This is a genomic window from Paenibacillus sp. FSL R5-0470, assembly GCF_037975205.1.
Taxonomy (GTDB): Bacteria; Bacillota; Bacilli; order Paenibacillales; family Paenibacillaceae; genus Paenibacillus_AQ.
The window spans coordinates 5151528-5174605 of sequence record NZ_CP150238.1 but is presented as its reverse complement, the minus strand read 5'-3'; the positions used below and the strand labels follow the sequence as shown (position 1 = coordinate 5174605).

At 44.0% G+C, this 23078-nt stretch carries 27 protein-coding genes and 2 tRNA genes; 19 read left to right on the top strand and 10 right to left on the bottom strand.

The window, feature by feature from the left end:
• Positions 1-71 precede the first annotated feature (71 nt).
• From MKY99_RS22935 to MKY99_RS22895, 9 genes are all read left to right on the top strand, one after another.
• A complete protein-coding gene (locus MKY99_RS22935; RefSeq protein ID WP_042190810.1) occupies positions 72-1355 on the top strand; it encodes a dihydroorotase in 1284 nt (427 codons plus the stop codon).
• A 118-nt stretch (positions 1356-1473) separates the two neighbouring features.
• A complete protein-coding gene (gene carA, locus MKY99_RS22930; RefSeq protein WP_042190808.1) occupies positions 1474-2652 on the top strand; it encodes a glutamine-hydrolyzing carbamoyl-phosphate synthase small subunit in 1179 nt (392 codons plus the stop codon).
• Position 2653: 1 nt separating this feature from the next.
• Complete coding sequence (gene carB / locus MKY99_RS22925; RefSeq protein WP_339266539.1) at positions 2654-5881, top strand: carbamoyl-phosphate synthase large subunit; 3228 nt, start codon at positions 2654-2656, stop codon at positions 5879-5881.
• Between the two features lie 110 nt (positions 5882-5991).
• Positions 5992-6738: an orotidine-5'-phosphate decarboxylase gene (gene pyrF, locus MKY99_RS22920; RefSeq protein ID WP_339266537.1), complete on the top strand. Its 747-nt coding sequence runs from the start codon at positions 5992-5994 to the stop codon at positions 6736-6738.
• The gene (gene pyrE, locus MKY99_RS22915; protein WP_042190802.1) at positions 6735-7373 is read left to right on the top strand and encodes an orotate phosphoribosyltransferase; all 639 of its coding nucleotides are present in this window, start codon (positions 6735-6737) and stop codon (positions 7371-7373) included. Before pyrF ends, pyrE begins: the two co-directional genes overlap by 4 nt.
• A gap of 396 nt (positions 7374-7769) precedes the next feature.
• Complete coding sequence (locus MKY99_RS22910) at positions 7770-9257, top strand: extracellular solute-binding protein (protein WP_339266535.1); 1488 nt, start codon at positions 7770-7772, stop codon at positions 9255-9257.
• A gap of 112 nt (positions 9258-9369) precedes the next feature.
• Positions 9370-9534: a hypothetical protein gene (locus MKY99_RS22905; RefSeq protein WP_019909365.1), complete on the top strand. Its 165-nt coding sequence runs from the start codon at positions 9370-9372 to the stop codon at positions 9532-9534.
• An 82-nt stretch (positions 9535-9616) separates the two neighbouring features.
• Positions 9617-9693 (top strand) — tRNA-Met (locus MKY99_RS22900).
• A gap of 44 nt (positions 9694-9737) precedes the next feature.
• Positions 9738-9811: transfer RNA gene (locus MKY99_RS22895), tRNA-Ile, on the top strand.
• A gap of 347 nt (positions 9812-10158) precedes the next feature.
• On the opposite strand, the gene MKY99_RS22890 is transcribed toward MKY99_RS22895, so the two are convergent.
• On the bottom strand, positions 10159-10389 hold the full coding sequence (locus MKY99_RS22890) for a tyrosine-type recombinase/integrase (RefSeq protein ID WP_339266532.1): 231 nt from the start codon (positions 10387-10389) through the stop codon (positions 10159-10161).
• Between the two features lie 230 nt (positions 10390-10619).
• Between MKY99_RS22890 and MKY99_RS22885 the strand changes: the two genes are divergently transcribed.
• The 3 genes from MKY99_RS22885 (at position 10620) to MKY99_RS22875 (ending at position 13213) form a co-directional block, all read left to right on the top strand.
• A complete protein-coding gene (locus MKY99_RS22885; protein ID WP_339266530.1) occupies positions 10620-11096 on the top strand; it encodes a GNAT family N-acetyltransferase in 477 nt (158 codons plus the stop codon).
• A gap of 216 nt (positions 11097-11312) precedes the next feature.
• The gene (locus MKY99_RS22880) at positions 11313-11915 is read left to right on the top strand and encodes a restriction endonuclease (RefSeq protein ID WP_339271758.1); all 603 of its coding nucleotides are present in this window, start codon (positions 11313-11315) and stop codon (positions 11913-11915) included.
• A 794-nt stretch (positions 11916-12709) separates the two neighbouring features.
• On the top strand, positions 12710-13213 hold the full coding sequence (locus tag MKY99_RS22875) for a hypothetical protein (protein ID WP_339243098.1): 504 nt from the start codon (positions 12710-12712) through the stop codon (positions 13211-13213).
• A gap of 322 nt (positions 13214-13535) precedes the next feature.
• Here the strand turns inward: MKY99_RS22875 and MKY99_RS22870 are convergent, their stop codons facing one another.
• From MKY99_RS22870 to MKY99_RS22860, 3 genes are all read right to left on the bottom strand, one after another.
• On the bottom strand, positions 13536-14525 hold the full coding sequence (locus MKY99_RS22870; protein ID WP_339266528.1) for a hypothetical protein: 990 nt from the start codon (positions 14523-14525) through the stop codon (positions 13536-13538).
• Positions 14522-15016: a sigma-70 family RNA polymerase sigma factor gene (locus MKY99_RS22865; RefSeq protein ID WP_042190786.1), complete on the bottom strand. Its 495-nt coding sequence runs from the start codon at positions 15014-15016 to the stop codon at positions 14522-14524. The genes MKY99_RS22870 and MKY99_RS22865 overlap by 4 nt, the downstream gene beginning before the upstream one ends.
• Positions 15017-15193: 177 nt before the next feature.
• Complete coding sequence (locus MKY99_RS22860) at positions 15194-15526, bottom strand: hypothetical protein (protein WP_042190784.1); 333 nt, start codon at positions 15524-15526, stop codon at positions 15194-15196.
• A gap of 108 nt (positions 15527-15634) precedes the next feature.
• On the opposite strand from MKY99_RS22860, the gene MKY99_RS22855 reads away from it, so the two are divergent.
• Positions 15635-15808: a hypothetical protein gene (locus MKY99_RS22855; protein ID WP_156113172.1), complete on the top strand. Its 174-nt coding sequence runs from the start codon at positions 15635-15637 to the stop codon at positions 15806-15808.
• A gap of 124 nt (positions 15809-15932) precedes the next feature.
• Here MKY99_RS22855 and MKY99_RS22850 read toward each other — a convergent pair whose 3' ends face one another.
• The 3 genes from MKY99_RS22850 to MKY99_RS22840 all read right to left on the bottom strand — a co-directional run bounded on the left by MKY99_RS22850 (position 15933) and on the right by MKY99_RS22840 (position 17030).
• Positions 15933-16094: a hypothetical protein gene (locus MKY99_RS22850; RefSeq protein ID WP_179085777.1), complete on the bottom strand. Its 162-nt coding sequence runs from the start codon at positions 16092-16094 to the stop codon at positions 15933-15935.
• 76 nt (positions 16095-16170) lie between these two features.
• Positions 16171-16713, bottom strand: coding sequence for an ImmA/IrrE family metallo-endopeptidase (locus MKY99_RS22845; RefSeq protein ID WP_231573332.1), 543 nt, complete (start codon positions 16711-16713; stop codon positions 16171-16173).
• Positions 16714-16853: 140 nt separating this feature from the next.
• Entirely contained in the window at positions 16854-17030 is a 177-nt protein-coding gene (locus tag MKY99_RS22840) for a YjfB family protein (protein ID WP_076098563.1), read from the bottom strand.
• Positions 17031-17179: 149 nt separating this feature from the next.
• Between MKY99_RS22840 and MKY99_RS22835 the strand changes: the two genes are divergently transcribed.
• On the top strand, positions 17180-17326 hold the full coding sequence (locus tag MKY99_RS22835; protein WP_156113170.1) for a hypothetical protein: 147 nt from the start codon (positions 17180-17182) through the stop codon (positions 17324-17326).
• 78 nt (positions 17327-17404) lie between these two features.
• On the opposite strand, the gene MKY99_RS22830 is transcribed toward MKY99_RS22835, so the two are convergent.
• Complete coding sequence (locus tag MKY99_RS22830; RefSeq protein ID WP_339271756.1) at positions 17405-17836, bottom strand: NucA/NucB deoxyribonuclease domain-containing protein; 432 nt, start codon at positions 17834-17836, stop codon at positions 17405-17407.
• Positions 17837-17943: 107 nt separating this feature from the next.
• Here MKY99_RS22830 and MKY99_RS22825 point away from each other — a divergent pair, with 107 nt between their 5' ends.
• Complete coding sequence (locus tag MKY99_RS22825; RefSeq protein WP_042194350.1) at positions 17944-18360, top strand: cytidine deaminase; 417 nt, start codon at positions 17944-17946, stop codon at positions 18358-18360.
• 174 nt (positions 18361-18534) lie between these two features.
• Entirely contained in the window at positions 18535-20010 is a 1476-nt protein-coding gene (locus tag MKY99_RS22820) for a glycosyl hydrolase (protein ID WP_339266525.1), read from the top strand.
• 82 nt (positions 20011-20092) lie between these two features.
• Here the strand turns inward: MKY99_RS22820 and MKY99_RS22815 are convergent, their stop codons facing one another.
• The gene (locus tag MKY99_RS22815) at positions 20093-20581 is read right to left on the bottom strand and encodes a PH domain-containing protein (protein ID WP_339266523.1); all 489 of its coding nucleotides are present in this window, start codon (positions 20579-20581) and stop codon (positions 20093-20095) included.
• 117 nt (positions 20582-20698) lie between these two features.
• Between MKY99_RS22815 and MKY99_RS22810 the strand changes: the two genes are divergently transcribed.
• On the top strand, positions 20699-21259 hold the full coding sequence (locus MKY99_RS22810; protein ID WP_339266521.1) for a hypothetical protein: 561 nt from the start codon (positions 20699-20701) through the stop codon (positions 21257-21259).
• Between the two features lie 382 nt (positions 21260-21641).
• Positions 21642-21977 carry a YolD-like family protein gene (locus MKY99_RS22805; protein WP_042130171.1) on the top strand — a complete coding sequence of 112 codons (336 nt, stop codon included), beginning with the start codon at positions 21642-21644 and terminating at the stop codon, positions 21975-21977.
• On the opposite strand, the gene MKY99_RS22800 is transcribed toward MKY99_RS22805, so the two are convergent.
• Positions 21974-22138: a hypothetical protein gene (locus MKY99_RS22800; RefSeq protein WP_179085776.1), complete on the bottom strand. Its 165-nt coding sequence runs from the start codon at positions 22136-22138 to the stop codon at positions 21974-21976. The genes MKY99_RS22805 and MKY99_RS22800 overlap by 4 nt on opposite strands.
• Before the next feature lie 189 nt (positions 22139-22327).
• Here MKY99_RS22800 and MKY99_RS22795 point away from each other — a divergent pair, with 189 nt between their 5' ends.
• Positions 22328-23014: a M15 family metallopeptidase gene (locus MKY99_RS22795; RefSeq protein WP_339266519.1), complete on the top strand. Its 687-nt coding sequence runs from the start codon at positions 22328-22330 to the stop codon at positions 23012-23014.
• Positions 23015-23078: the final 64 nt, after the last annotated feature.

The following is a 23078-nucleotide window of genomic DNA, read 5'->3' as shown; positions in this document are numbered from 1 at the left end:
CACAAACATGAATTTTTATTATATAATAACGAGAGGGCCCGCAGCCGGGATCTGTGGGTAAAGGTAGAATCATGACAGTGATTATTAGAAACGCCAGCGTATTGACTAAGGAAGGCTTGTTAGAGCGGAAACATATTGTACTTGAAGAAGGTGTTATCTCGGCCTTAATCGATGGAAATGAAGCTGCTCCAGAGGCTGGAGAGATCATTGATGCTGAAGGCAAGCTGCTCATTCCAGGACTCATTGATATGCATGTGCACTTACGCGAACCGGGATTTGAACACAAGGAAACCGTGGAAACCGGAAGTCGTTCGGCTGCCAAAGGCGGATTTACAACCATCGCTTGTATGCCTAATACCCGTCCAGTAACAGATACCCCGGAAATCGTACAATTTGTCAAAGACAAAGCGCGTGAAGCTGGACTCGTTAAAGTACTTCCTTATGCAGCCATTACGAAAAATGAGCTCGGACGTGAGCTGACTGATTTTGCAGCACTTAAAGAAGCTGGAGCTATTGGTTATACCGACGACGGCGTGGGCGTGCAAAGTGCTCAAATGATGAAGGATGCTATGAACATCGCCGCAGCACTGGATATGCCAGTCATTGCTCACTGCGAGGATAATTCACTGGTTGAAGGCTGCTGTGTAGCCGAAGGTGAGTTCGCAAGAAAGCATGGCCTGAAAGGAATTCCAAATGAGTCAGAAGCCATCCATGTTGGACGCGATATTTTGCTGGCTGAAGCGACAGGCGTTCATTACCATGTGTGCCATGTAAGTACTGAACAATCGGTGCGACTGATTCGCCAAGCGAAAGAAATCGGCATTAAAGTGACTGCTGAAGTGTGTCCGCATCACTTGCTGCTCTCTGAAGAAGATATTCCAGGCCTTGATGCCAATTGGAAAATGAACCCGCCGCTTCGCTCCCGCCGCGATGTTGAAGCATGTATCGAAGGTTTGCTTGACGGCACACTAGATATGATTGTTACGGATCATGCGCCGCATAGTGAGGAAGAGAAGGCTAAAGGCATGCAACTTGCACCTTTTGGTATCGTTGGATTCGAAACAGCTTTCCCACTACTATACACAGCGTTTGTAGCAACAGGGAAATGGGATTTATCCTTACTAGTACAAAGAATGACTGCTGATCCTGCACGGGTATTCAGACTGAACACCGGTGTGATGGATATCGGAGCTCCTGCAGATTTGACACTGATTGATTTGGAGCAGGAGAAAGAAGTAGACCCAGGATCTTTCGCAAGTAAAGGACGGAATACTCCTTTTGGTGGCTGGAAGCTTAAGGGCTGGCCAGTAATGACATGGGTAGACGGCAAAGCCGTATGGACTGAGAAAAACTAGCGGACTGGTGGGGCGGAGTTGCTGATCTTTACGGATGCAGCGATTGTGTACACGTTCACTCCGGAAGGCTTGTAAGGCATAAGCATTAGACTACAGAAACAAGAAGGAGTGGAATGGAATGCAGGCGAGATTGCTGCTGCAAGACGGAACTTTATTTACAGGTACCGCATTTGGCGCTGAGGGCGAAAAGACAGGCGAGGTTGTTTTTAATACAGGAATTACAGGATATCAAGAGGTGCTGTCTGACCCTTCATATTGCGGACAAATCGTTACTATGACTTACCCATTGATCGGGAACTACGGGATTACTCGGGATGACTTTGAATCTGTTCGACCTTTCGTACACGGCTTTGTAGTGCGCCGTCATGAAGAAGTACCTAGTAACTGGCGTGCTGAATATAGTGTGGACGACTTGTTGAAAGAATACGATATTCCAGGGATCAGCGAGATTGATACTCGGATGTTGACTCGGATTATTCGCCACTACGGAACAATGAAAGCGATCCTGACCACCTCTAACAAACGTGTAGAGGAACTGATGGAAATGATGGGAAATACTACGATTGAGGAATTGCGCAATCAGGTAGCTCGTACATCAACTGCAAGTTCGTACAGCAGCCCAGGCAACAAAGAAAGAATTGTACTTGTGGATTACGGTGCGAAGGCTGGTATCCTACGTGAGCTTAACGAACGTGGTTGTGATGTTGTTGTAGTGCCACATGATGTAAAAGCGGAAGAAGTTCGCCGTCTGAACCCAGATGGTATCCTACTGTCCAACGGCCCTGGGGACCCTAAAGATGTACCTCACGCTGTCAAGACGATTTCCGAATTGCTTGGTGAATATCCGATCTTCGGCATCTGCCTTGGTCATCAGTTGTTTGCACTTGCTTGTGGAGCGGATACAGAGAAGCTGAAATTCGGTCACCGCGGTGGGAATCACCCTGTGAAGGAACTGGAAAGCGGACGCTGCTTCATCACTTCCCAGAACCATGGTTATACCGTGAATGAGGAATCTGTGAAGAACACTGAACTAGAAGTTACTCACATTAATAATAATGATAAGACTGTTGAAGGTATTAAACATACACGTTACCCAGCATTTTCGGTGCAATATCATCCAGAAGCGGCGCCAGGACCACATGACAGCAGCTACTTGTTCGATCGCTTCCTCCAATTGATTGCCGATCATAAAGCAAAGACACCTGTTGTTTCACGTCAGGCACAACTTGCGGCAAACGCCAGAATCACGGCGCCAAAAACTAACTTACAGCTTGAAGCCGTGAAAGGAGCTCTATAACATGCCAAAGAACGATAAACTTAAAAAAATACTAGTGATCGGTTCCGGACCGATCGTCATCGGCCAAGCAGCGGAGTTTGACTACGCAGGAACTCAGGCTTGCCAAGCCCTTAAAGAAGAAGGCGTGGAAGTCGTACTGATTAACAGCAATCCAGCAACGATTATGACAGATACAAATATTGCAGATAAAGTGTACATCGAGCCTATTACGCTTGAATTCGTAACTGCGATTATTCGCCAAGAGCGTCCAGATGGATTGCTTCCAACGCTGGGCGGTCAAACTGGCCTAAATATGGCTGTAGAATTGGCTCGTGCAGGTGTACTTGAGCAAGAGAATGTTAAGCTTCTCGGTACACAGCTTGATTCCATTGAGAAAGCAGAGGATCGCGATTTGTTCCGTGATCTAATGCGTGAATTGGATCAACCTGTACCGGACAGCACCATTATCACTACTGTAGATGAAGCAATGAATTTCGCTGAGGAAATTGGATTCCCTCTGATTGTACGTCCAGCTTATACACTTGGCGGCACTGGCGGCGGGATCTGCGATAACGAAGAAGAGCTGCGTGAAACTGTCAAAGCAGGAATTCGTTACAGCCCGATCGGACAATGTCTGGTTGAGAAGAGTATTGCCGGCATGAAGGAAGTTGAATACGAGGTTATGCGTGATGCTAATGACAACTGTATCGTTGTCTGCAACATGGAAAACTTTGATCCTGTAGGCGTACATACAGGTGACAGTATCGTTGTGGCACCTAGCCAGACGTTATCGGATCGCGAATACCAAATGCTGCGCACAGCTTCGCTCAAAATCATCCGCGCCCTGAATATTGAAGGTGGATGTAACGTACAATTCGCACTTGATCCGCAAAGTTATCAATATTATGTAATCGAAGTAAACCCGCGTGTCAGCCGTTCCTCGGCTCTGGCGTCCAAAGCAACTGGATATCCAATTGCCAAAATGGCTGCCAAAATCGCGATGGGTTACACGCTGGATGAAATCGTCAATCCGGTAACCGGACAGACTTATGCATGCTTCGAGCCAACACTTGACTATATTGTAAGTAAAATACCACGCTGGCCGTTCGACAAGTTCATTCATGCGAACCGTAAGCTGGGTACGCAAATGAAAGCGACAGGCGAAGTAATGGCGATCGGCCGTACTTTTGAAGAATCGATTCACAAAGCGATTCGTTCTTTGGAAATTGGTGTTCACCGGTTCCGTCTGCCAGGTGCAGAGACACTGGAAGAGAGCGTGCTGCGTGAACGTCTTGCGAAGCCTGACGATGAGCGTCTGTTCCTGATTGCTGAAGCTTTCCGTCGTGGTTACGGTTTGCAAGAAATCCAGGATATTACGAACGTGGACTGGTGGTTCCTCTCCAAAATTGAAGGTTTGATTAACTTTGAAGAGGTTATTCGCGGCGAAGAAACGTTGTCTGCGGAAACTCTATACCAAGCGAAACGTAAAGGCTTTACAGACCGTGCGATTGCTGAGATTCGTGCAGAAGGACAAGCGAACGGGAAATTCACCAAAGAAGCTGATGTACGCGCGCTACGTTTGGAGCAAGGTTTAACACCTGTGTTCAAAATGGTAGATACTTGTGCGGCTGAGTTCGAAGCTTCTACACCTTATTACTACTCGACTTATGAGACTGAGAACGAGGTCATTCATTCTGATAAGGAAAAGGTTATCGTGCTGGGATCTGGTCCAATCCGGATCGGTCAAGGGATTGAGTTCGATTACTCCACAGTCCATGCGGTATGGGCCATTCAAAAGGCTGGATATGAAGCGGTTATCATCAATAATAACCCTGAGACTGTATCTACAGACTTTAATACTTCGGACCGGTTGTACTTTGAACCATTATTCTTCGAAGATGTCATGAACGTAATTGCGCAAGAGAATCCGATTGGAGTTATTGTTCAATTCGGAGGTCAAACAGCGATTAACCTTGCGGCACCTCTAAGTGCTGCTGGTGTGAAGATTCTTGGAACTAGCCTTGATAGCATTGATGAAGCTGAGAACCGTAAGAAATTCGAAGCTTTGCTGGCACGCCTTGATATCGCTCAACCGAAAGGCAAGACGGTTACCGACGTGGATCAAGCTGTAGAAACTGCACAATCCCTTGGGTATCCGGTGCTGGTACGTCCTTCCTACGTACTAGGCGGACGTGCAATGGAAATCGTATATAACGATACTGAACTGCTTAGCTACATGGTAGAAGCGGTGAAAGTGAATCCGGAGCATCCGGTATTGATTGACCGTTACATGCTAGGTAAAGAGGTTGAGGTAGACGCGATTTGTGATGGTGAGACAGTAGTTATTCCAGGCATCATGGAACATGTCGAACGCGCAGGTGTTCACTCCGGTGACTCTATCGCCGTATATCCTCCGCAATATCTGGATGAAGGTCTAAAAGAGAAAATCGCTGAGATCACAATTAAAATCGCTAAGGAACTGAAGACGATTGGACTGGTCAACATCCAGTTTGTTATCTATCAGAACGAAGTATACGTAATCGAAGTAAATCCACGCTCCTCGCGTACGGTTCCTTTCCTGAGTAAGGTGACAGGAATTCCAATGGCGCATTTGGCAACCAAAATCATTCTCGGCAGCAAGCTGAAGGATGACGGTTATACAGAAGGGTTGTGGCCGGAAAGCGATTATGTATCGGTTAAAGTGCCAGTGTTCTCTTTTGCCAAACTGCGCAGAGTAGAACCTACACTCGGACCTGAAATGAAATCAACCGGTGAGGTTATGGGCCGTGATAAATTGTACGCAAAAGCTTTATACAAAGGTCTGATCGGAGCAGGGATGAAAATTCCAGCGACAGGCGCTATCATCGTTACGGTGGCAGATAAAGATAAAGCAGAAGCTGTGGAACTTATGAAAGGCTTCCACTCCATGGGTTACAAAATCATTGCTACTGGAGGCACGGCACAAGCGCTTGAAGAAGCAGGCCTCAACGTAATGAATGTGAATAAACTGGATGAAGGTGCGCCAAACATTCTCGACTTGATTCGTGGTGGGCAAGCCAACTTCGTCTTTAATACACTGACTAAAGGCAAAACACCGGAACGTGACGGATTCCGTATCCGCCGTGAAGCGGTTGAGAATGGCGTCGTATGTATGACTTCACTGGATACAGTGACGGCACTTCTCAGAATGCTGCAGACGATTAACTTCTCGTCACAGTCCATGCCTGCTTTTGTCGGACAATTGAACTAATCTCATAAAGATGCATAGGGCGGTTTGCGTTTACGCAGACCGTTCCGCTATGCCTAGGGTTTAATAAATAAAGGGTGTGGATGTAGTCTGCACTGGATAGGAGCATGGTTATGGGAGTAGGAGAAGTAGAGTGGAAAGCAATGGCGAATCGTCTGATGATCGCTTTGGATTATCCTGATGTGACTGGAGCAAGAGCCTTGATCGATAAGCTGGAAGGAATTCCTTGCTATATGAAGGTAGGCATGCAGCTGTTCTATGCGGCAGGACCAGAATTTATTCAAGAGCTGAAATCTCGTGGCTATTCTGTGTTCGTTGACGTGAAAATGCATGATATCCCTAACACGGTAAAAGGTGGCGCTCAAAGTCTTACGAATCTTGGCGCTGATATGTTTAACGTACACGCGGCAGGGGGCTCAGCCATGATGGCTGCAGCACGCGAAGGAGCGGCTTCAGCAGTTAGTGCTAATGCTGCCCTTAAGATGCCTTTGATTATTGCAGTTACCCAGTTAACCAGTACGAGTCAAGAAGTGATGAATAACGAAATTGGGATCGCTGGAGAGGTAGCGGATACTGTGGTAAGATACGCCAAGCTGGCTTCCGATGCGGGTCTAGATGGCGTAGTAGCATCGCCACAAGAGTCCGCAGCTATCGCAGAAGCTTGCGGCCCAGTATTTTGCACGGTTACACCGGGTATCCGGCCAGCAGGTGCTTCCTTGGACGATCAGTCCCGGGTTATGACACCTGGAAAAGCCATTCGTCAGGGTAGTCACTACCTTGTTGTAGGACGGCCGATTACAGCTTCACCAGATCCACGTCAAGCAGCACTAAACATTATTGAGGAGATGACCCTAGCATGAGCTCATTAAATAGAAGTGAACAAGTAGCAAGTTATCTGTTGGAGATTGGAGCAGTAGCACTGCGTCCCCAGGAGCCTTTTACATGGACCTCTGGTATCAAATCGCCGATCTATTGCGACAATCGTCTGACTATGGCTTACCCAGAAGTTCGTAACTATATTGCAGATGCCTTCGCGCAGCTTATTAAGAGCGAGTATCCGGACGCTGAAGTGATCGCAGGTACAGCAACCGCGGGTATTCCACACGCGGCTTGGGTAGCAGATAAACTGAACCTGCCAATGGCTTATATCCGTGATAAAGCTAAAGGCCACGGCAAGCAGAATCAGATCGAAGGTCTGATTAAACCGGGACAAAAGGTTGTTGTTATTGAAGATCTGATCTCCACAGGTGGAAGCTCCATCAAAGCGGCTCAGGCCGTGCAAGAAGCTGGCGCAGAAGTGCTGGCTGTACTCGCAATCTTCAGCTATGAGCTGGACCGTGCAGTGGATGCTTTTGCTGCAGCTGAAATGCCATTACAAAGCTTGTCCAACTACAGCACATTGATTGATGTGGCTCTTGCACAAGGTAAAATTGAATCGACGGACGTAGAAGTACTGAAGTCTTGGAGAAAAGATCCTTCATCATTTGGTGTTTAAGCTTAAATAAATGATTATAGTTTAGGCGAGCCTCTCACTTTTCAGTGAGGGGCTTTTATTTTTTAACAGACATAACATACTCAACTGTCATCCAATACACGAATAGTTGTATTTTGTACACTTAAACTAACTTTTCTTAGAGGAATTGGCACTATAGTTGCACTTTGTGCAATTATAATCAGCCTAGTATCTGCCGAAACCTTCTAGTAGTGGAGATCGTGTATCTGCAAAAGCTCCTAGTAACATTTTTATGAGAATAATATGAAGAAATCGTAGTATAACTTTAAACGTCCTGTAACTTCCCTTCTTGATTAAAGCTTTATACTGTTACTAGGATTATGGATTATTTATCCATAAGATGTAGAAGAATCAAGTATTTTATGGGAGGATATAATAATGAATCATATAAACAACAATAAACGGCTGTGGCGCCGCTGGTTAAGCCTTGGGGTATGCGCTGCGCTGATACTACCACTAATCTCTGATGGGTGGAATACGGCTTGGGCTGAGCCTTCTAAGGCTTCAGTGGAGCAACGTGTATTGCGTATTGGGAGTCTATGGTCTGGGGAGGACGATTCGTTTTTTCGTCAGCAGTTTACGGATATGTATGAGTTGCAGCATCCAGAAATCAAATTGGAGATTATTCCCGCTATAGATACGAATGACCTTCGGTACAATAACACCTCCTCAGACGCAAGCTCTGACAATTTGGAAAATATCCGGGCGATTATGGGAGGAGATAAGCCTGTTGATGTGATCGTCGGTGATAGCGCATTAGTGAAGAGTTTGGTGGATCATAATCTTGTCCAATCGCTGGAGCCGCTTATAGCGCGTGATCAGTATGATTTAAGCAATATGGCGCCTACGATGCTGAATGGAGTTCGTGAACTGGGTAGAGGAAGTCTTTTTGCGTTGGCGCCGATCTTCTCGTCTAGTGCGCTTTTTTATAACAAGGGAATCTTTGATGCTGCTGGTGTGGGCTATCCAACGGAAAAGATGACTTGGAATGAACTGTTTACGCTGGCAGATAAGGTGACGAAGAAGTCATCTAATAAAGAAACTCGGATATACGGGTTCTCGATGAACCGTTACTTAAGTGATCCATTCTGGGATATGCAGAGCTATGTCGCACCGCTAGAACTTACGATGTACGATAATAAGGGTCAGCACATGACTGTAAATACCACACAGTGGAATCAGGCTTGGACTACTTACAGCCAGTTGGTTAAGAAACAAATTGTACCTGAGCTAAATGGGCTGGATTTTGCAGGAACAGAAGGGAATGCCTACAGTCCAATCCAAGGCGATCTGTTCCTCACAGGAAAAGCAGCAATGGTCGTTGGAGAATATGGTTATCTCAATGAACTGGCGGGAGTGGCCCGTAATGCTGCTAAGATCAAAAATTACAGTCCCATCAAATGGGGTGTGGTTACTGTACCTACCTTTCAGGAAAAACCGGATGTTGCCATTGGAACATGGCTTGGTAATATGATGGCAATTAGTTCTACGGCTACTAATAAGGAAGATGCCTGGGATTTGATTAAGTTCGTCAATAGTAATGAGGTTGCGAAAATCAAAGCCCATAACAAGAGTGAACTGACTTCCCGTAAGGATTATATTACCGCTCAGACCCCTTCTGTAAATTTGGAAGCTTTTTATGCGCTTAAGCCTTTACCTGCAACGGATCCTTTATTGATCAGTTTACAGATGCAGAAGCCTGGGATTAGCCGGATTAGTGATGTTGGACGTCAATTATTTATTGATGTTTATCAGGGGAAGAAAACCGTCGAGAATGCACTCAAAGCTTGGGAGAAGCAAGGGAATACCATGCTGGATACACTTGAAAAAGATCCCACGGTCTATTTTGACTCGATCGGTGAATGACTCTGGAATATGCCCTAAGCCACCAGTTTTCTGGTGGCTTATTTTGTGGAACTTGGGCATGATAAGTTCAGAGCGGTGTATCATAAATTTGCGAAAAGGAGAAGAGGGCATCATGAATTGGATATACTTCGCGAAACTGTTCAGGACCAGATTTCAAGCAGGTTGTTTGGCTAAAAGATTGGAGCAAGATGGCTGGATTTACGGTTATCATGACCCGCGTTTTGTAGAAATTTATCGATCCCGTAAGGGAAGGTACGGGGTTAGATTTCTGCCTTGAGAACTTTTATAAATTCTTCCTTGACGTAGACCCGATTTGTACTGTATATTATTTATTGTCGCTGTTTGAATATTTTTTCTGACGCGGGGTGGAGCAGCCCGGTAGCTCGTCGGGCTCATAACCCGAAGGCCGCAGGTTCAAATCCTGCCCCCGCAACCAATTTATTTACAACAGCAATTCTACATTCGGATATTTTTAGATCCGGGCCCTTAGCTCAGTTGGTTAGAGCGGTCGGCTCATAACCGATTGGTCGGGGGTTCGAGTCCCTCAGGGCCCACTTATCAAAAACCCTTACTTTGTAAGGGTTTTTTGCTGTCTATAGGATTAGTGATATAAAGAAAATAGGATTGGGAAAGGCCCGGATTTTAAGTTTGCTAACGGATTTGCTAACGAGAGTTATTTTTCTGCAGTTTCGAGCTGTTTTTCAGCGTATTTATTCAGTTCTGCTTCAATTTTGTCAACGGCCTCTTCCTGCATGATTGGGAGTAGGTGTGAGTATCGTTCGTTGAACATCGCAGGAGTTATACCCAGTCGTTCAGCAGCTACCTTTGGATTTATATAACCCCCGCCAGGGTAGCAACATACTAAATCATTATCCTCATATGAGTCTCCATATTCTTTTTTCTAAGCCTCGATTTGCTTGTAGCGTTCCTTAAGGTCATCAATAATATTCTGAAAAAGTTTTACCCGTCGTATGGAATCATTCGTTTTCGGGCGTTGAATGACTAAACCATCACGTGTCCAGTTGGCCGTCTGGATCACCTTGAGTTCTTTCTTTTCGAAGTCGATATCACCCCAGCGAAGTCCAAGGATCTCACCACGTCTCATTCCAATATAAATTGCCAATGAAAACACAATAGACGGGCGGGCGCCTCATCAAGCTAACAGGCAGTAAAGTTTAACTTAAAATAAACTTTCCGTTTCCCGCAGTTAACTTAAGGTGTACTCTGAAAGCACCTTTTTTTAAAGGTGATACTCATCAAGAACCGTATTTATGAAGGAGTGACTTAATGCAAGCTACTAAATCTATAATAGAGTGTCCAGAGCGAAACGATAGTTGAATCTACAGAGGGATGGTATCAAACATGGACTATGAAATCAAAATAGCAACCTTGGAACATAAAGAAATACTCAGCAACCTGTTACAATTCTATATTTATGATTTCTCAGAATTTATGGAGTTGCAGTTTGAGGCAAACGGTAAGTATGCTAATTATCCAATTGATGAATATTGGTCTAAAGACCCCAATTATCCATATTTAATCAGTCTCAATGGGAAATTTGTTGGATTTGTCTTAGTCAAATTAAAAAATCGGGAAGAAGATGACGCATATTTTTCTATTGCTGAATTTTTTATTGCGAAGAAGTATCGTAGGCTGGGATTAGGGAGAATGGTTGCTAAAGATATATTTGATATGCACCAGGGAAAATGGGAAGTTTACCAAATAGATAACAACAAGCCTGCTCAACTCTTTTGGAAAAAGGCAATAGAAGAATATACAGGAGGAAAATTTACTGAACGAATTGAAGTAGGAAGAAGAACACAAGTATTCATTAGTTAATGATATTCAGGACTAGCAAGGGCTTACGCTAACGGGAAACGTGAGTCCAAAAACCAACAGTAGTCTAGGACTTTTTCTTACCAGTCATATATACATAATGTTCCAAATAATTTATATTAAGGTTATAGAGTTTGGGAGTAATGGTATTGCAATTTGGAAGAACCTCGCCGGCATTGGCGAGGTTCTTATATTAATGGGGGTTGCTGGTTGACAAAAATGATAATTTTGTTGGTTATTCTTGCTATCATTACAGCTATTTTTGTATTCAAAGTTTTATCTAGAAAGAAGAGTTACCCTCCCCAAAGTATAGTAATTGATCCACTTAAGATTACGATCCAGGACATAGACCGAATGGAAGACGGAACTGGCTTTGTAGAATATCTGTATCGTTTATTTTTGGCCATGGGTTATAGTGATGCATATAAAACGAGAGGAGGTAGAGATTTTGGACCTGACTTAGTGTTTACAGACGGGGAGGGGGTTCGAAATGTCGTTCAGGCAAAGTGTTATTCTTATCCAGTAGGGTTAGGAGCTGTTCAAGAGATCTATAGTTCCATGAGATATTACAGGGCAAAAAAGTCCATGGTAATATCCTCAAATCAATATACCTCAGCGTGTGAAGAACTTGCTAGTTATAACGCCGTAAGATTACATAGTAGAAGTGACCTTATAGAAATTATAAACTTTTTCAAGTTAGGGCAGATTGATAAAGCAAAGGATATCCTTGAGTCAGAGCCCAGGATTGTACTGGAGTCATGGGATAATAAAGTAATTAAGAAGGACTTTGAAGTTGAAAAACGATGGGTTGCGAAGAAATAGGTAGTTCGTAGAACAAGGAGCTTTTATATTGATGAACAATAAAGATTTTCAATACAGAAATACATAAAGCAGAGAAAATGAAACCAGGTATTTCATTATTGTTCAATAATTATGATGTTGCGAATGAGGAACGACAATCTTTGATGGTTGTAATGATGTGTGGAGCCCTCATATCTATTGGTGGATATAACTATTTGAAAAACAGAAAATGTTGAGTTTGTAGTTGTGCTTAAAAGCCCATAAAGAAACCCAGGACAAACTCCAGGTCTAATGGGCACATTGGTCACAAATTTGGTCACAAACTCATTTTAATTAAGTTTAATCGATATTAGCTAATCCCAATAAAAACAAGAGTTCTTAAATAGAGTTTAAGGCATTTATCCCTTTCCTCTATATCAGTTGGTTAGAGCGGTCGGCTCATAACCGATTGGTCGGGGGTTTGAGTCCCTCAGGGCCCGCTTATCAAAAACCCTTACTTTGTAAGGTTTTTTTGCTGGCTATAGGTACATAAATTCAAAAGGCAGGGAATTAGGAAGGCTGGAATTTTGAGCTTGCTAACGGATGCACTGATACCAGATTTATCGGCATGCGCTTGCAGGGATAGTTTAAATCTTTTGAATGCACTAAAGAGCAGAGGGATTTAATAAATCTTAAATAGAGGTCTGACATTCATTTGAAAAAAGTGCTATAATTATTAAATCAGTGTGTAGAGATATTGGTCTTTTTATTGGGCCAAAAATATATGTCTCATGATACGTCTGCCATCTGAAATATGATTCACGGAGATGACAAACATGCATGGAGACACAAGACTGCCCAGAAACGGAAAAGAAGGTATATTATTTTTACTCATTATTTCAATCATATCAGTAAACACTATTGCCCCTATTATTGTGGGGTTGGAACGTGGCTTCAGTAAGGAAGTGTATATAGATACACTAAAGGTTATTCCGTTTATGTGGATGATCGTAGTTTTATCCGTAAGATTAGTTGCAGGGCCGATTGTTGGGAAAGTGATGCCAAAATTCATGGGACAAACCGATGGATTTAATGCTAGGGTGCTGTTGAATACTTTATTGAATGTTACGGTGTTATCTATTCTACTATCGATAATCGGTACATGGGTTGGGACGAAACAAATAAGTCTAGAGCCACTTAAAAACTTCCTTCACATCTGGCCAAGAAACTTTGGTATAGCATTTTGGATTGAACTGTTGGTTGCGCAGCCGATAGCAAGATTTGCGATGAAAACATTACACACAAGACAGGATCGTAAAACAGAAAGTGTAAATGCGTAACTAGCTGAAACGTTGTATACGAATAAGAATCTCAGGAACGTCCATGGTGGGCGTTCTTTTTTTGAGTCCCGTTATCATAGCGGTATTGAACATGTAAAAAAGCCATCATAGGATTAACCTACAACGGCTCTTTTATACTTAGAATCTGATATTCTCAAACCATGCAGCCAACACAAAAAGGGCGCTGTCGCAAAGCCATGAAATGGTTTTGCAGCAACGCCTTTTTTTGTATCCAGCTAGACTTTTCTAATGGGTATGGTGCCCGAAAAGTTGTCCCAATCGTTGTTCCTATCGCTATACTCTCGGTTTCCGACCATCATTCTTATGGTTTCATACTATCCCATAGCAGCTGGAATGCCCCGGACTCGACCTCGAAGAATACAGGTGCCAGACCGTAACGTACTAGCCCTTGACCAAACAGCGTCAGCTCTACCCGGGCGTTGTCCTCCAGCTGGAGATAGAGAACCTTGCGGTCTTCGCTGTCGTAGATGCCTTGCGCGGTAAGAGGCTCTGCTGCCAGCGGTTCGGCTGCTTGGAGTGCCTTCAAGAAGCCATTAAGTGCCTCGTCGTCAGCGAGCGGTGTGTACTGCTGCTGTCCGTTGTTCCAGCTGTCGAAGCTTTCCCACTGTGCGGAAGTAATTCTACCTTCAAGATTTAGCTTGCCAAATAGATCAGCGCCGCTGTTTACGGTGATCCCGTTTGTATGCTCATACAGTTCGGCGAATACCTCGCCGTTGATTTCCGAATAGGACATAATCAGGAAATTGGAGTCATATCCCTTTACGGAATAGATATCTGTTTCGCCGATGTTAGAAGCTAACTCAATATATTTGTCTTTACCGCTCCACTCATCGATGCCACCTGTAGTACGTCCAAGCTTGTCACCGCGCAGAGCGGCAGCATCGGCTGCGTTGATTCGAGTCGCAGACTGTGTATAAATGTTATCTTTATATACGACTAGAGCGATCATATCTGCCATAACGCCAGATTTGGTATCCGGCAGTTCCAGCTTGGGGATGACAATGCTTCCGGACGCATTTGTGCCAGAATTGCCTGGTTGGCTTGGACCTGGAGTTACCTGAGCGATTTGCCCTTGAGTACTCTGGCCGTTTAACTGCTGCCATATATTAGGTGCAGCTAAGCCGATCCCGGCGGCGAGGACGATACTTGCCGCGATATAAACCGTCTTGCGTGGACGTTTCCGTTCCTGCTGTTGCTCCAGTTTGTCTATCAATTCTTTTTTCATCTCTTCACCTGGTTTCATAGAATCCACCGCTCTCTTGTATGATGTTCGAAACTGATCTTCTTTCATTGTGATTCCACTCCTTCCAGCTCCAGTTTTAACAGTTGCCGTCCCCGTTGAAGTCTCATCTTCACGGCAGACTGACTAATCTGCAGAATCTTGCTGATTTCCTGGATGGGATAGTCCTCGTAATAATAAAGATGGATTACGGTTTTATACTTCATAGGCATCGCCATAACTAACTGCAGTAGAGCCAAATCCTCGGGGGTGTCTACCGCAATCGGCTCAGCATTTTCCAGCTTAACCTCGCGCTTGCGCCAGCCTCTGCCCAGTAATGTTTTACAATGATTGGTGATTACTCGGATCAGCCATGCTTTTTGATGTTCAGCGTCTTTGAACTTTGGTGCTTTTTCTATCAGTTTGATGAAGGTATCCTGAGTGGCCTCTTCGGCATCTTGGCGGCTGCCTAAATGGACCAAAGCAATCCGGAACAGCATATCTGCGTAGATTTCGTAACTCTTTATCACATGATTTCCCGGCCGGGTCATGGATCGTTGCATGATTCTATGCCCCCTTTACCTATAACACCATTTAGGACGGCATTTGGTCACATTATGTTCCTGAGAAAATTTGTTAGCGTCTAGATCAAGGGTCAGAATCTAAAAAAGGTGCGATTGCCCCAGCAGCCATATCATGACTGTTGAGACAATCGCACCTTTATAATAGAAGTTCCCCCTTTAGGGGAGGGTCTCCTCACTATGTTTATATGTATAGTTTGGATCAAACCTTTTTACAAGAGCCATGCTATATTGATAAATCCGATCCTTCTCTTTTCGATAAAAGTATCTTGCGTTAGGTTCATCTGCAAAAATCACTGTTGTACTTACGACGGGAGCCTTACCAATCTGGGTATAGACTTTATAAAGATCTTCATTCTTATAATCTCTCGTAGCTACCAAATAATGAATCACTTCATTATCCATATGATTTCGGAAGGCCTGAAGCGCTAAAGAAGCGACTCCATATACAATAACGAAGGTAATAAGGATTATTTTTGTTCTTTTCTTCATTAATTCCCTCCATTTAGCTAAAATGTATATATTATAAGATAATATATTGTGACTGGTATGTCATATCTATTGTATCTTGTAATTTACACATTAGAAGGGAGGAAGAACATGATGCAACAAGAAGAAAAAATACAGGAGCTGGAGCGGCGAATTAAGATATTAGAGAATCATACTAATCCGAAGCTACCAGGTCTGAGAATCTTATGGTTTATTATTTGGGGGTTCGTGGGCATATTCCTCATTCTAACTCTTATTGGTGTGATTCAGTTTGTATCCGCATAATAGAGAGCTTACTATTACAAATAAGGCAGCAATTTAACTACCGATAGGTAACCCGCGTAGGTAAAGAATTGCCTGGGTATACTATACTTGCTGCCTTTTTATTATGAACTTACACAAATCATCTTCAGTCTTCTTTGGGTTCTTGCAATAAAATGGAGAAGGTCCCCGTTTCATGATCCACTTCAATCGACTCGATCCCAACAAAATCCGGAATTTCGGGGTGTACTGCATCTACGTTATAATCTGGATGAGTCATCAATAATTCAATTACTTTAATGGCTTCCATATCGATCCCCCTTGCGAGAAATTCCACCATAATTAATGGTCCTTCATTGCGACTACCCTTATTATCTCCGCAGTCATTATTGAATATGTGTTAATCGTTCTTCGTTTCTTCCCATCACGGCCAATAATTGCCCCTGAAAAACACGTCTTTGAATTTGATCAATCCGCTGTAAAGCCAGCTCGCTTGGCACTTGAAATTCTGCTGCAAGATAGCTGATTGCATCTTCACGTTGCTCAGGCAATGTCATGCGGGAGATCATGGAGTAGGGCATAGCTGCATAAAGAATAAATCGCTCAGATTCATCCTCCTGTGCCCGCGTAAAATGTTCTGGCATCAATATTTGATCAGTACCATGGCGGAGCAGATGACAGAGCTCATGGAGAAACTCTAGCCGCTGCAGACTGGCTGGAAGCCGGTTGTCTATAAACATGGTGTACATCCCCGCTGATGCTTCGATGCTCTTGCTTCTTACATCCAAATAATGAACCCAAATATTAAGCCGTTCTGCAATATAAGCAATCGAAATTTGCGAAGGCTGAGTAAGGTTCAGACGCTTGTATAAATCTTCTGTCCACTTCTCCAGCGCAGTCATTTGATAATAGGATTTCATGTTATTCATATCATTCACCTCATTCAGAATCAGTTATAGGATCGTATGTTCGCATAAATGAGCAAAAGAAAAGCCCGAAGGCTATGTAAAGTAAAAAACATAAGGACACATAAGAACGAGTGTTCTCGTGTGTCCTTAGCATAAAGCAATTAAACACTAATATCAAGTGTTTTTCCTAAATTCGGAGCAACGCTTTTGCCCAGCATTTCCACCATCGTTTGACTCTGGGTTTCAGCCTGATTTTTGGCAATATTCATGACTTGTATTCCTACATTTTGAGCTAAGGATGCCTGGCTCATTGCCATTGATAATGCGGCTATATCCATATTGCACCTCCTTCGTGTATATCCTGTTTATCGACAGTGCCTACCTAATTCATTAGGTGAATAGCATTTGTTTGCCAGTTCGCCCAAACGGCTTATCTCCTTTTTACATATCTTGTGCTGTAGTCATTAATCATTAGGAGGAATTAATTATGGGAATGGAACATTGTGGTTGTAACGTAGGTCCTGTAGTAAGCCCAGTAAATGTAGGTCCGGTGTGTAGTCCTTTTACTTCAACAGGAGCTATTCTGGTACTCTTCATCTTGCTGGTTATCATCACTAAAGCTTGCTTATTCTAAGCTAGCTGATGCACATTGTAGCCCCATCCGGTATTCCGGATGGGGCTATTCTTTTGAAGCACTGTTCACGTTAGCTTATTATTTGAACATAAATTCTACGCGGGTTCCATCCGCATAATCTTCTAACTGATTGCCAACCCAGCTTCCTGCACCGCGGTTATCTTTTGGGGTTATGTATTCAATGTCGGCCCCTTTGCCGCCTTCATTACACATGGCCATGGGCCATTCATCGCGGTCGTAGCCTTTTTTGGTGGGGATCCCTTTTAAGGATTCTTTGCGGTTGTCTTCAGCCTGCTCACGGTTAATCGTGCACGTCGCGGACTCCCCTTTAGCAATCGCGTCCTGAATGTGCTTAGCAGTCTCAGGATAACGATCTGATGGGAAGATCAGCTGAACAACTTCTGAATCAGATGTGGACGAGGTGGTTGACGGATCTCCGTTCTGTTCATACCAGTAACCGCCCAAAGCAAGTAACACAATAATGATGAGACTGGTGAGTAATTTCTGTATTTTCAAATCTGCTCCTCCTTTTTTGGAACTTAAAATAGTATATCTTATATCATAATGCAGTGCGATTTAATATACTTAGGAAAAATAAGAGGAGGACGGAATTGGATATGGAGTATTTGATTACGATTGAAGATCAGACGCTTATAGCCTCAGCTGAAGATATTATTACTAGACGCTATGAATGGGGAAGACACCATGTAGGGGCGGCGCTCCGTACTAAGACGGGGGAAATCTTTACAGCGGTACATGTAGAAGCTAGCATGGGACGAATTACAGTCTGTGCAGAAGCGATGGTGATTGGAAAAGCGATATCCGAAGGCTACAAGGAATTTGATACGATTGTTGCGGTAAGGCATTCTGATCCGGACAGCGAGGAAAGAGAAATTAAAGTAGTTTCTCCCTGCGGGATGTGCCGTGAGTTAATTGCTGATTACGGGAAGGATTGCAAAGTTATTGTATCCGAGGACGGCCGATTAGCTAAATATGATATTTCTGAATTACTACCGCTGAGATATACGAGGTAAATTGGAGATATAGTCAGGAGCCGCCAGGCTCCTTTTTTTATTGAGCCGTGAATTTATTCAGCAGTTCCTTACACTGTCCTAAATTAATTTACAACTTCATGTCCATTCGCTGAGTTCATGTCACTATTGTCCCCATACTATAACTTAAAAAAAGTTAAAAGGATGTGAGAGTGGATGGAACAGCGCAATCTTCGAAATATGGTTGATTCGGCATCGAGGTTTGTGAGCGATGTTCAGTGGCAAATAGCGTATCGTAAATTGCAAATGGCTCCGGCGGATTCGGAAACGGTACCTTCTGCTCGGAAATTGTTGAATACCCTTTATTTTCTGCAAGGAAAAGGATGGATTAGTGGACAACATGATTATTTGGAGAGCGCGGATGAGTTCAATGGTAAGCTGAAAAATACTAGCGGGCAATACGCCGCCCTTCACGGCTATGAGCTAGGGGCAATCAATAATCAGACGGCGGCGCTAATAGACAATCAGCGGGATTGGGTCGTTAGCAGTGCTATTCGCTGGTATAAAGCTGGTGGAATCGTAACGATTAGCTATCACGCTCAGTTGCCAGGAACAGCGCCAGCTTGGGCTAACGTATCTACGAGCATAAGCAACGCTGATTTTGACAAATATATAACTCCGGGTACCACTCAGTACAACGCACTGATCGCTGATCTGGATAAGATAGCCCTTTCTTTAAAAAAACTAAATGACGCAGGCGTTCCTGTGCTCTGGCGGCCGTATCATGAAATGAATGGTGGATGGTTCTGGTGGGGGAAGAAGATCAACTACGTGGGACTGTGGAACCTTATGTTTGACCGTTTCACCAGCTATCATAAGCTGCATAATTTATTGTGGGTCTGGAGCCCAAACGCCAAAAATCAGTGGTGTGATGACCCTGCCGAATACTACCCAAGCGGTGACAAAGTAGATGTGCTGGCACTAGATATCTATGATGGGGATTTTAAGGGGAGTCACTATGATAGTCTATGGGATCTGGGTCGTGGAAAAGTGATCGCGATTGGAGAAAATGGAGAGCTACCGTCCCCTGCACTACTATCTAAATCACAGTCTAAATGGTCTTATCAGATGACCTGGGGCAAGCTTCTTTATGAGAAGAATACCGATGCGGTAATTAGAGCCTTTATGAATGACAGCTTTGTATTCACGCGGGAAGAGTATGCTGCTGAAGCGGCAATTGTAGCCGCTAAGGGAGACAGTGTACTGCAGAGTGGACTATGGGGGCAATATTACAATAACATGACTCTTAGCGGCGCACCTGCGCTGACGCGAACCGATGCTAACATCCAATTTTCGTGGAAACAGGGTTCGCCTGATCCAGCCATTCGTGTCGACGCTTTCTCTGTACGGTGGAGTGGAAAACTGACTGCAGCCTATAGTGAAACCTATATCATTTACTCCTCCTCTGATGACGGGGTGCGGGTGTGGATTGATGGAGGGCTGATCATTGATAGCTGGGTGAATCAGAGTGGACAGGAGCGAAAAGGCAGTGTGAATCTGATAGCTGGCAAGCTACATGAAATAAAAGTGGAGTACTATGAGAATGAGGGGGACGCGCAAATTGTATTGCAGTGGGAAAGTCCTAGCCAACCCAAAGGGATTATTCCAGCAGGAGCGTTTTATCTTCCATAAGACGATATCCAAACTGATTCGAGCATCGGAATATTAGCGAAAAAGCCCCGGATTTCGGGGCTTTTTTTAATGTGAAAGAATCTTAGATTTGTTCACGGTAGCTAATGTTGTTGGCGATCTTCTCGTCACGAACAGCTTTGCGCAGAACATCTTTGACGGTTTGGGCATCATGGATTTTTCGGAAAAGAAGCTGAGGCGCTGAGGCATCATCAGAAAATACAGTTAATGTACCGATGCCGAGCATCCGGTCCATGATAGATTGTGCTACGGATAAATCGCGTACACGCAGTAATTCGATTTCTTCGACATTTTTACCGATAAGTCCGGTCTTTACCATAATGCGCTGGCTTGTAATGGTGTACGTAGTCGTGTTTAGGCGTACGATTCCTTTGAGGCGATCAGAGATACTGGCTGGTTTGCCTTTCCAGAGCACGACTTCTTGAGTAGCGTTTGGATTTGCTAATGGACGACGGGTGGTCACTGGAGCGGTTCCGTCAATGCTAGATCCGCATTCTCCACAAAATTTAGCGCCCTGCTTATATTCTGATCCGCAGGTTGTGCAATAAGGCATAAATACTCTCCTTCCCTGATTACAATTGAAATAATTATAACATAATAGTCATTTTACATAAATTTCATTTGCGCTTTACACAAACCGACATTATTCTGTTAAGTGGAGGGATAAATAATGAAAAAAGTGTTACTAATAGGAACGCTAATGCTGACTGTCATCCTTAGCGCCTGCAGCAATAATAATTCAACTTCATCGGCTCCTGCCTCGGAAGAAGAAGTGCAGGAAACCGTGCAAAACTTCTACAATGAAATGTCTAAACTTGATGAATTAGGAAAATCATCTTTAACGGAGTTCAACGAAGCTATTGCTGCTTATTCAGCAGGAGAACTTTCGGACAGGCAGTTGGAGAAGAAGATTAACGAATTCCAAAAGACCGCAACAGAACTATCCAATCAGGCTGAGAAAGTGAAAATTTCCTCTAGCTTGCCCGAAGACATTCGTAAACTGCTTGATGAGTCCAAAATTGCTTTTCAAAGTGCTTATTCTCTAAAAGAACAGGCCTCTCAAGGTGCTGATTCCGCAGAGGTCACTGCTGAGAAGTTCGAGGAATTGAATCAGAACGCTGACGTCGCGATGCTATACGGCATTTCCAAGCTTAATGAAGCAAGAGAAGCAACAGGACTCATCGATGCTGATGGTAAGTCCACCGCTGAACCAGAGAAAGTTCAAGAATAGATCGAAATTTAGACGCTGAACAGTTCAACTGTCAGCGTCTTTTTGATGCGATTTTGAGCTTGAGTAGAGGTAACACTGCCAATCCTATAAATAAGCCGGCTACGATTCCTTTTGTGAGGTCTGAGAGGGTACTGCTTCGATATACAAGGGGGTATAGACACAGGAATAATACGGGAATTAGGATGAGCTGGGCTTTGTTTTTTTTCAATTGGAAAGCTCCTCTCATTTAGATATTAATTATTATACAACTTTTAGATAAAAGAGGAGGATTTTAAAGTGGTATCTTTTTCCTGATTATTGATTATTCAGCGAAGGTGTGGATATAATACAAACATACGTTCGTATGTAGCGGAATGAGTATAGAAATTAGGGAGGGGTTACCATGGGCAAAAAGCTGGAGAAAAACGGACTGTGGGAAAGCAGTCGCATGATGCTGCCGGAGCATAAGGTAAGAATTATTAGGGATGAACGGGAGACCCTGCGCCGCATTAAGCCTATTCTGGATGAGCAGAAGCTGGAGGAGATCGAATGTACACTGGCCTTATCGTTACGGAGTCATGTGCGCGTCACTGTTGTGCTGTTTGATCCTTTTGAGAATACGACAATTAGTGGTTTTGTGACTTCCATTCACACCCACTCGCGTGAGTTTAAGCTGCAGTGGGCGGAGGAATGGAAGTGGATCAATGTAGATGATCTAGTGGAGGTTTACATCGTCTAATGCTGAGAACCGCTGACTTCACTTTTTTCATAAGCAATTAGGGTCACCGTTGGGTTGCCGGTCAGATGTGCAATGGAAGCTTCGGCATTTCGAATAATTTCGAGTGCTTCTTCCTGCTCGCTCAGGGCAGCAACTTTATAGCTATCACTATGAATGTCCATATGTGTTCCCACCTTTCGCTAATATTTTGCCCTTTTTTGTAGAAATGATCCAAGGTGAAGAAGCTATGAATAGGTGCTTTTCAGGGGAGATCTCGGGGATACCGGGGTCTTTTTTTGCAGATGCAAGCAGGGGTATTAGTACAAGCGAATGGGGAAGCGGGATCATTGATTATACCAAGGGGTGATTCTATGCTGACTTTAGATCAAGTGAGGGACAAATCGGCGGCGAGGCTTGCTGGGCTTCATCCTGTTTTGGCAGCAGGGGCGAAGGCTTTGATACAGCAAAGCTATGCCAGAGGAGTGCCCATCGTTATTACTCAGGGATTGCGGTCGATTGCTGAACAAAATGCCTTGTATGCGCAGGGGAGAAGTAAGCCTGGACCTATAGTTACCAACGCCAAGGGTGGAACCAGCTATCACAATTATGGCCTTGCGTTTGATTTTGCGCTTTTGCTGCCGGATGGAAATAGTATTTCCTGGGATATGAATCGTGATGCTGATAAAGATAAAATAGCGGACTGGCAAGAGGTTGTACAGGTGGGAAAACAGCTAGGGCTTGAGTGGGGAGGAGACTGGACGTCTTTTAAAGATTATTCACATCTGCAAATGGCCTTCGGCTTAACTACGACTCAACTTCGGGCAGGTAAACGTCCTACGACGGATCAGGTCAATGAAGCTTTAAAAAGAATTACTGGGGAGGATGACCAGGTGAACAAAGACGTTAAAGTAACGATAACCTTAAACGGCACTAAACTTACGGATGGTGTTCTTGATACCGGCGTAACGTATGTACCCGTGCGTGCTCTGGCTGAGGCGCTTGGAGCAAAGGTTACGTATGACGCAGCAAGCAAGACAGTGAATGTAGTAAAAGAGTAAAGCTATTCATGTATAGACAATGCCACCCAAGGGGAAATTATCAGTGATAACTAACCATAAAGGG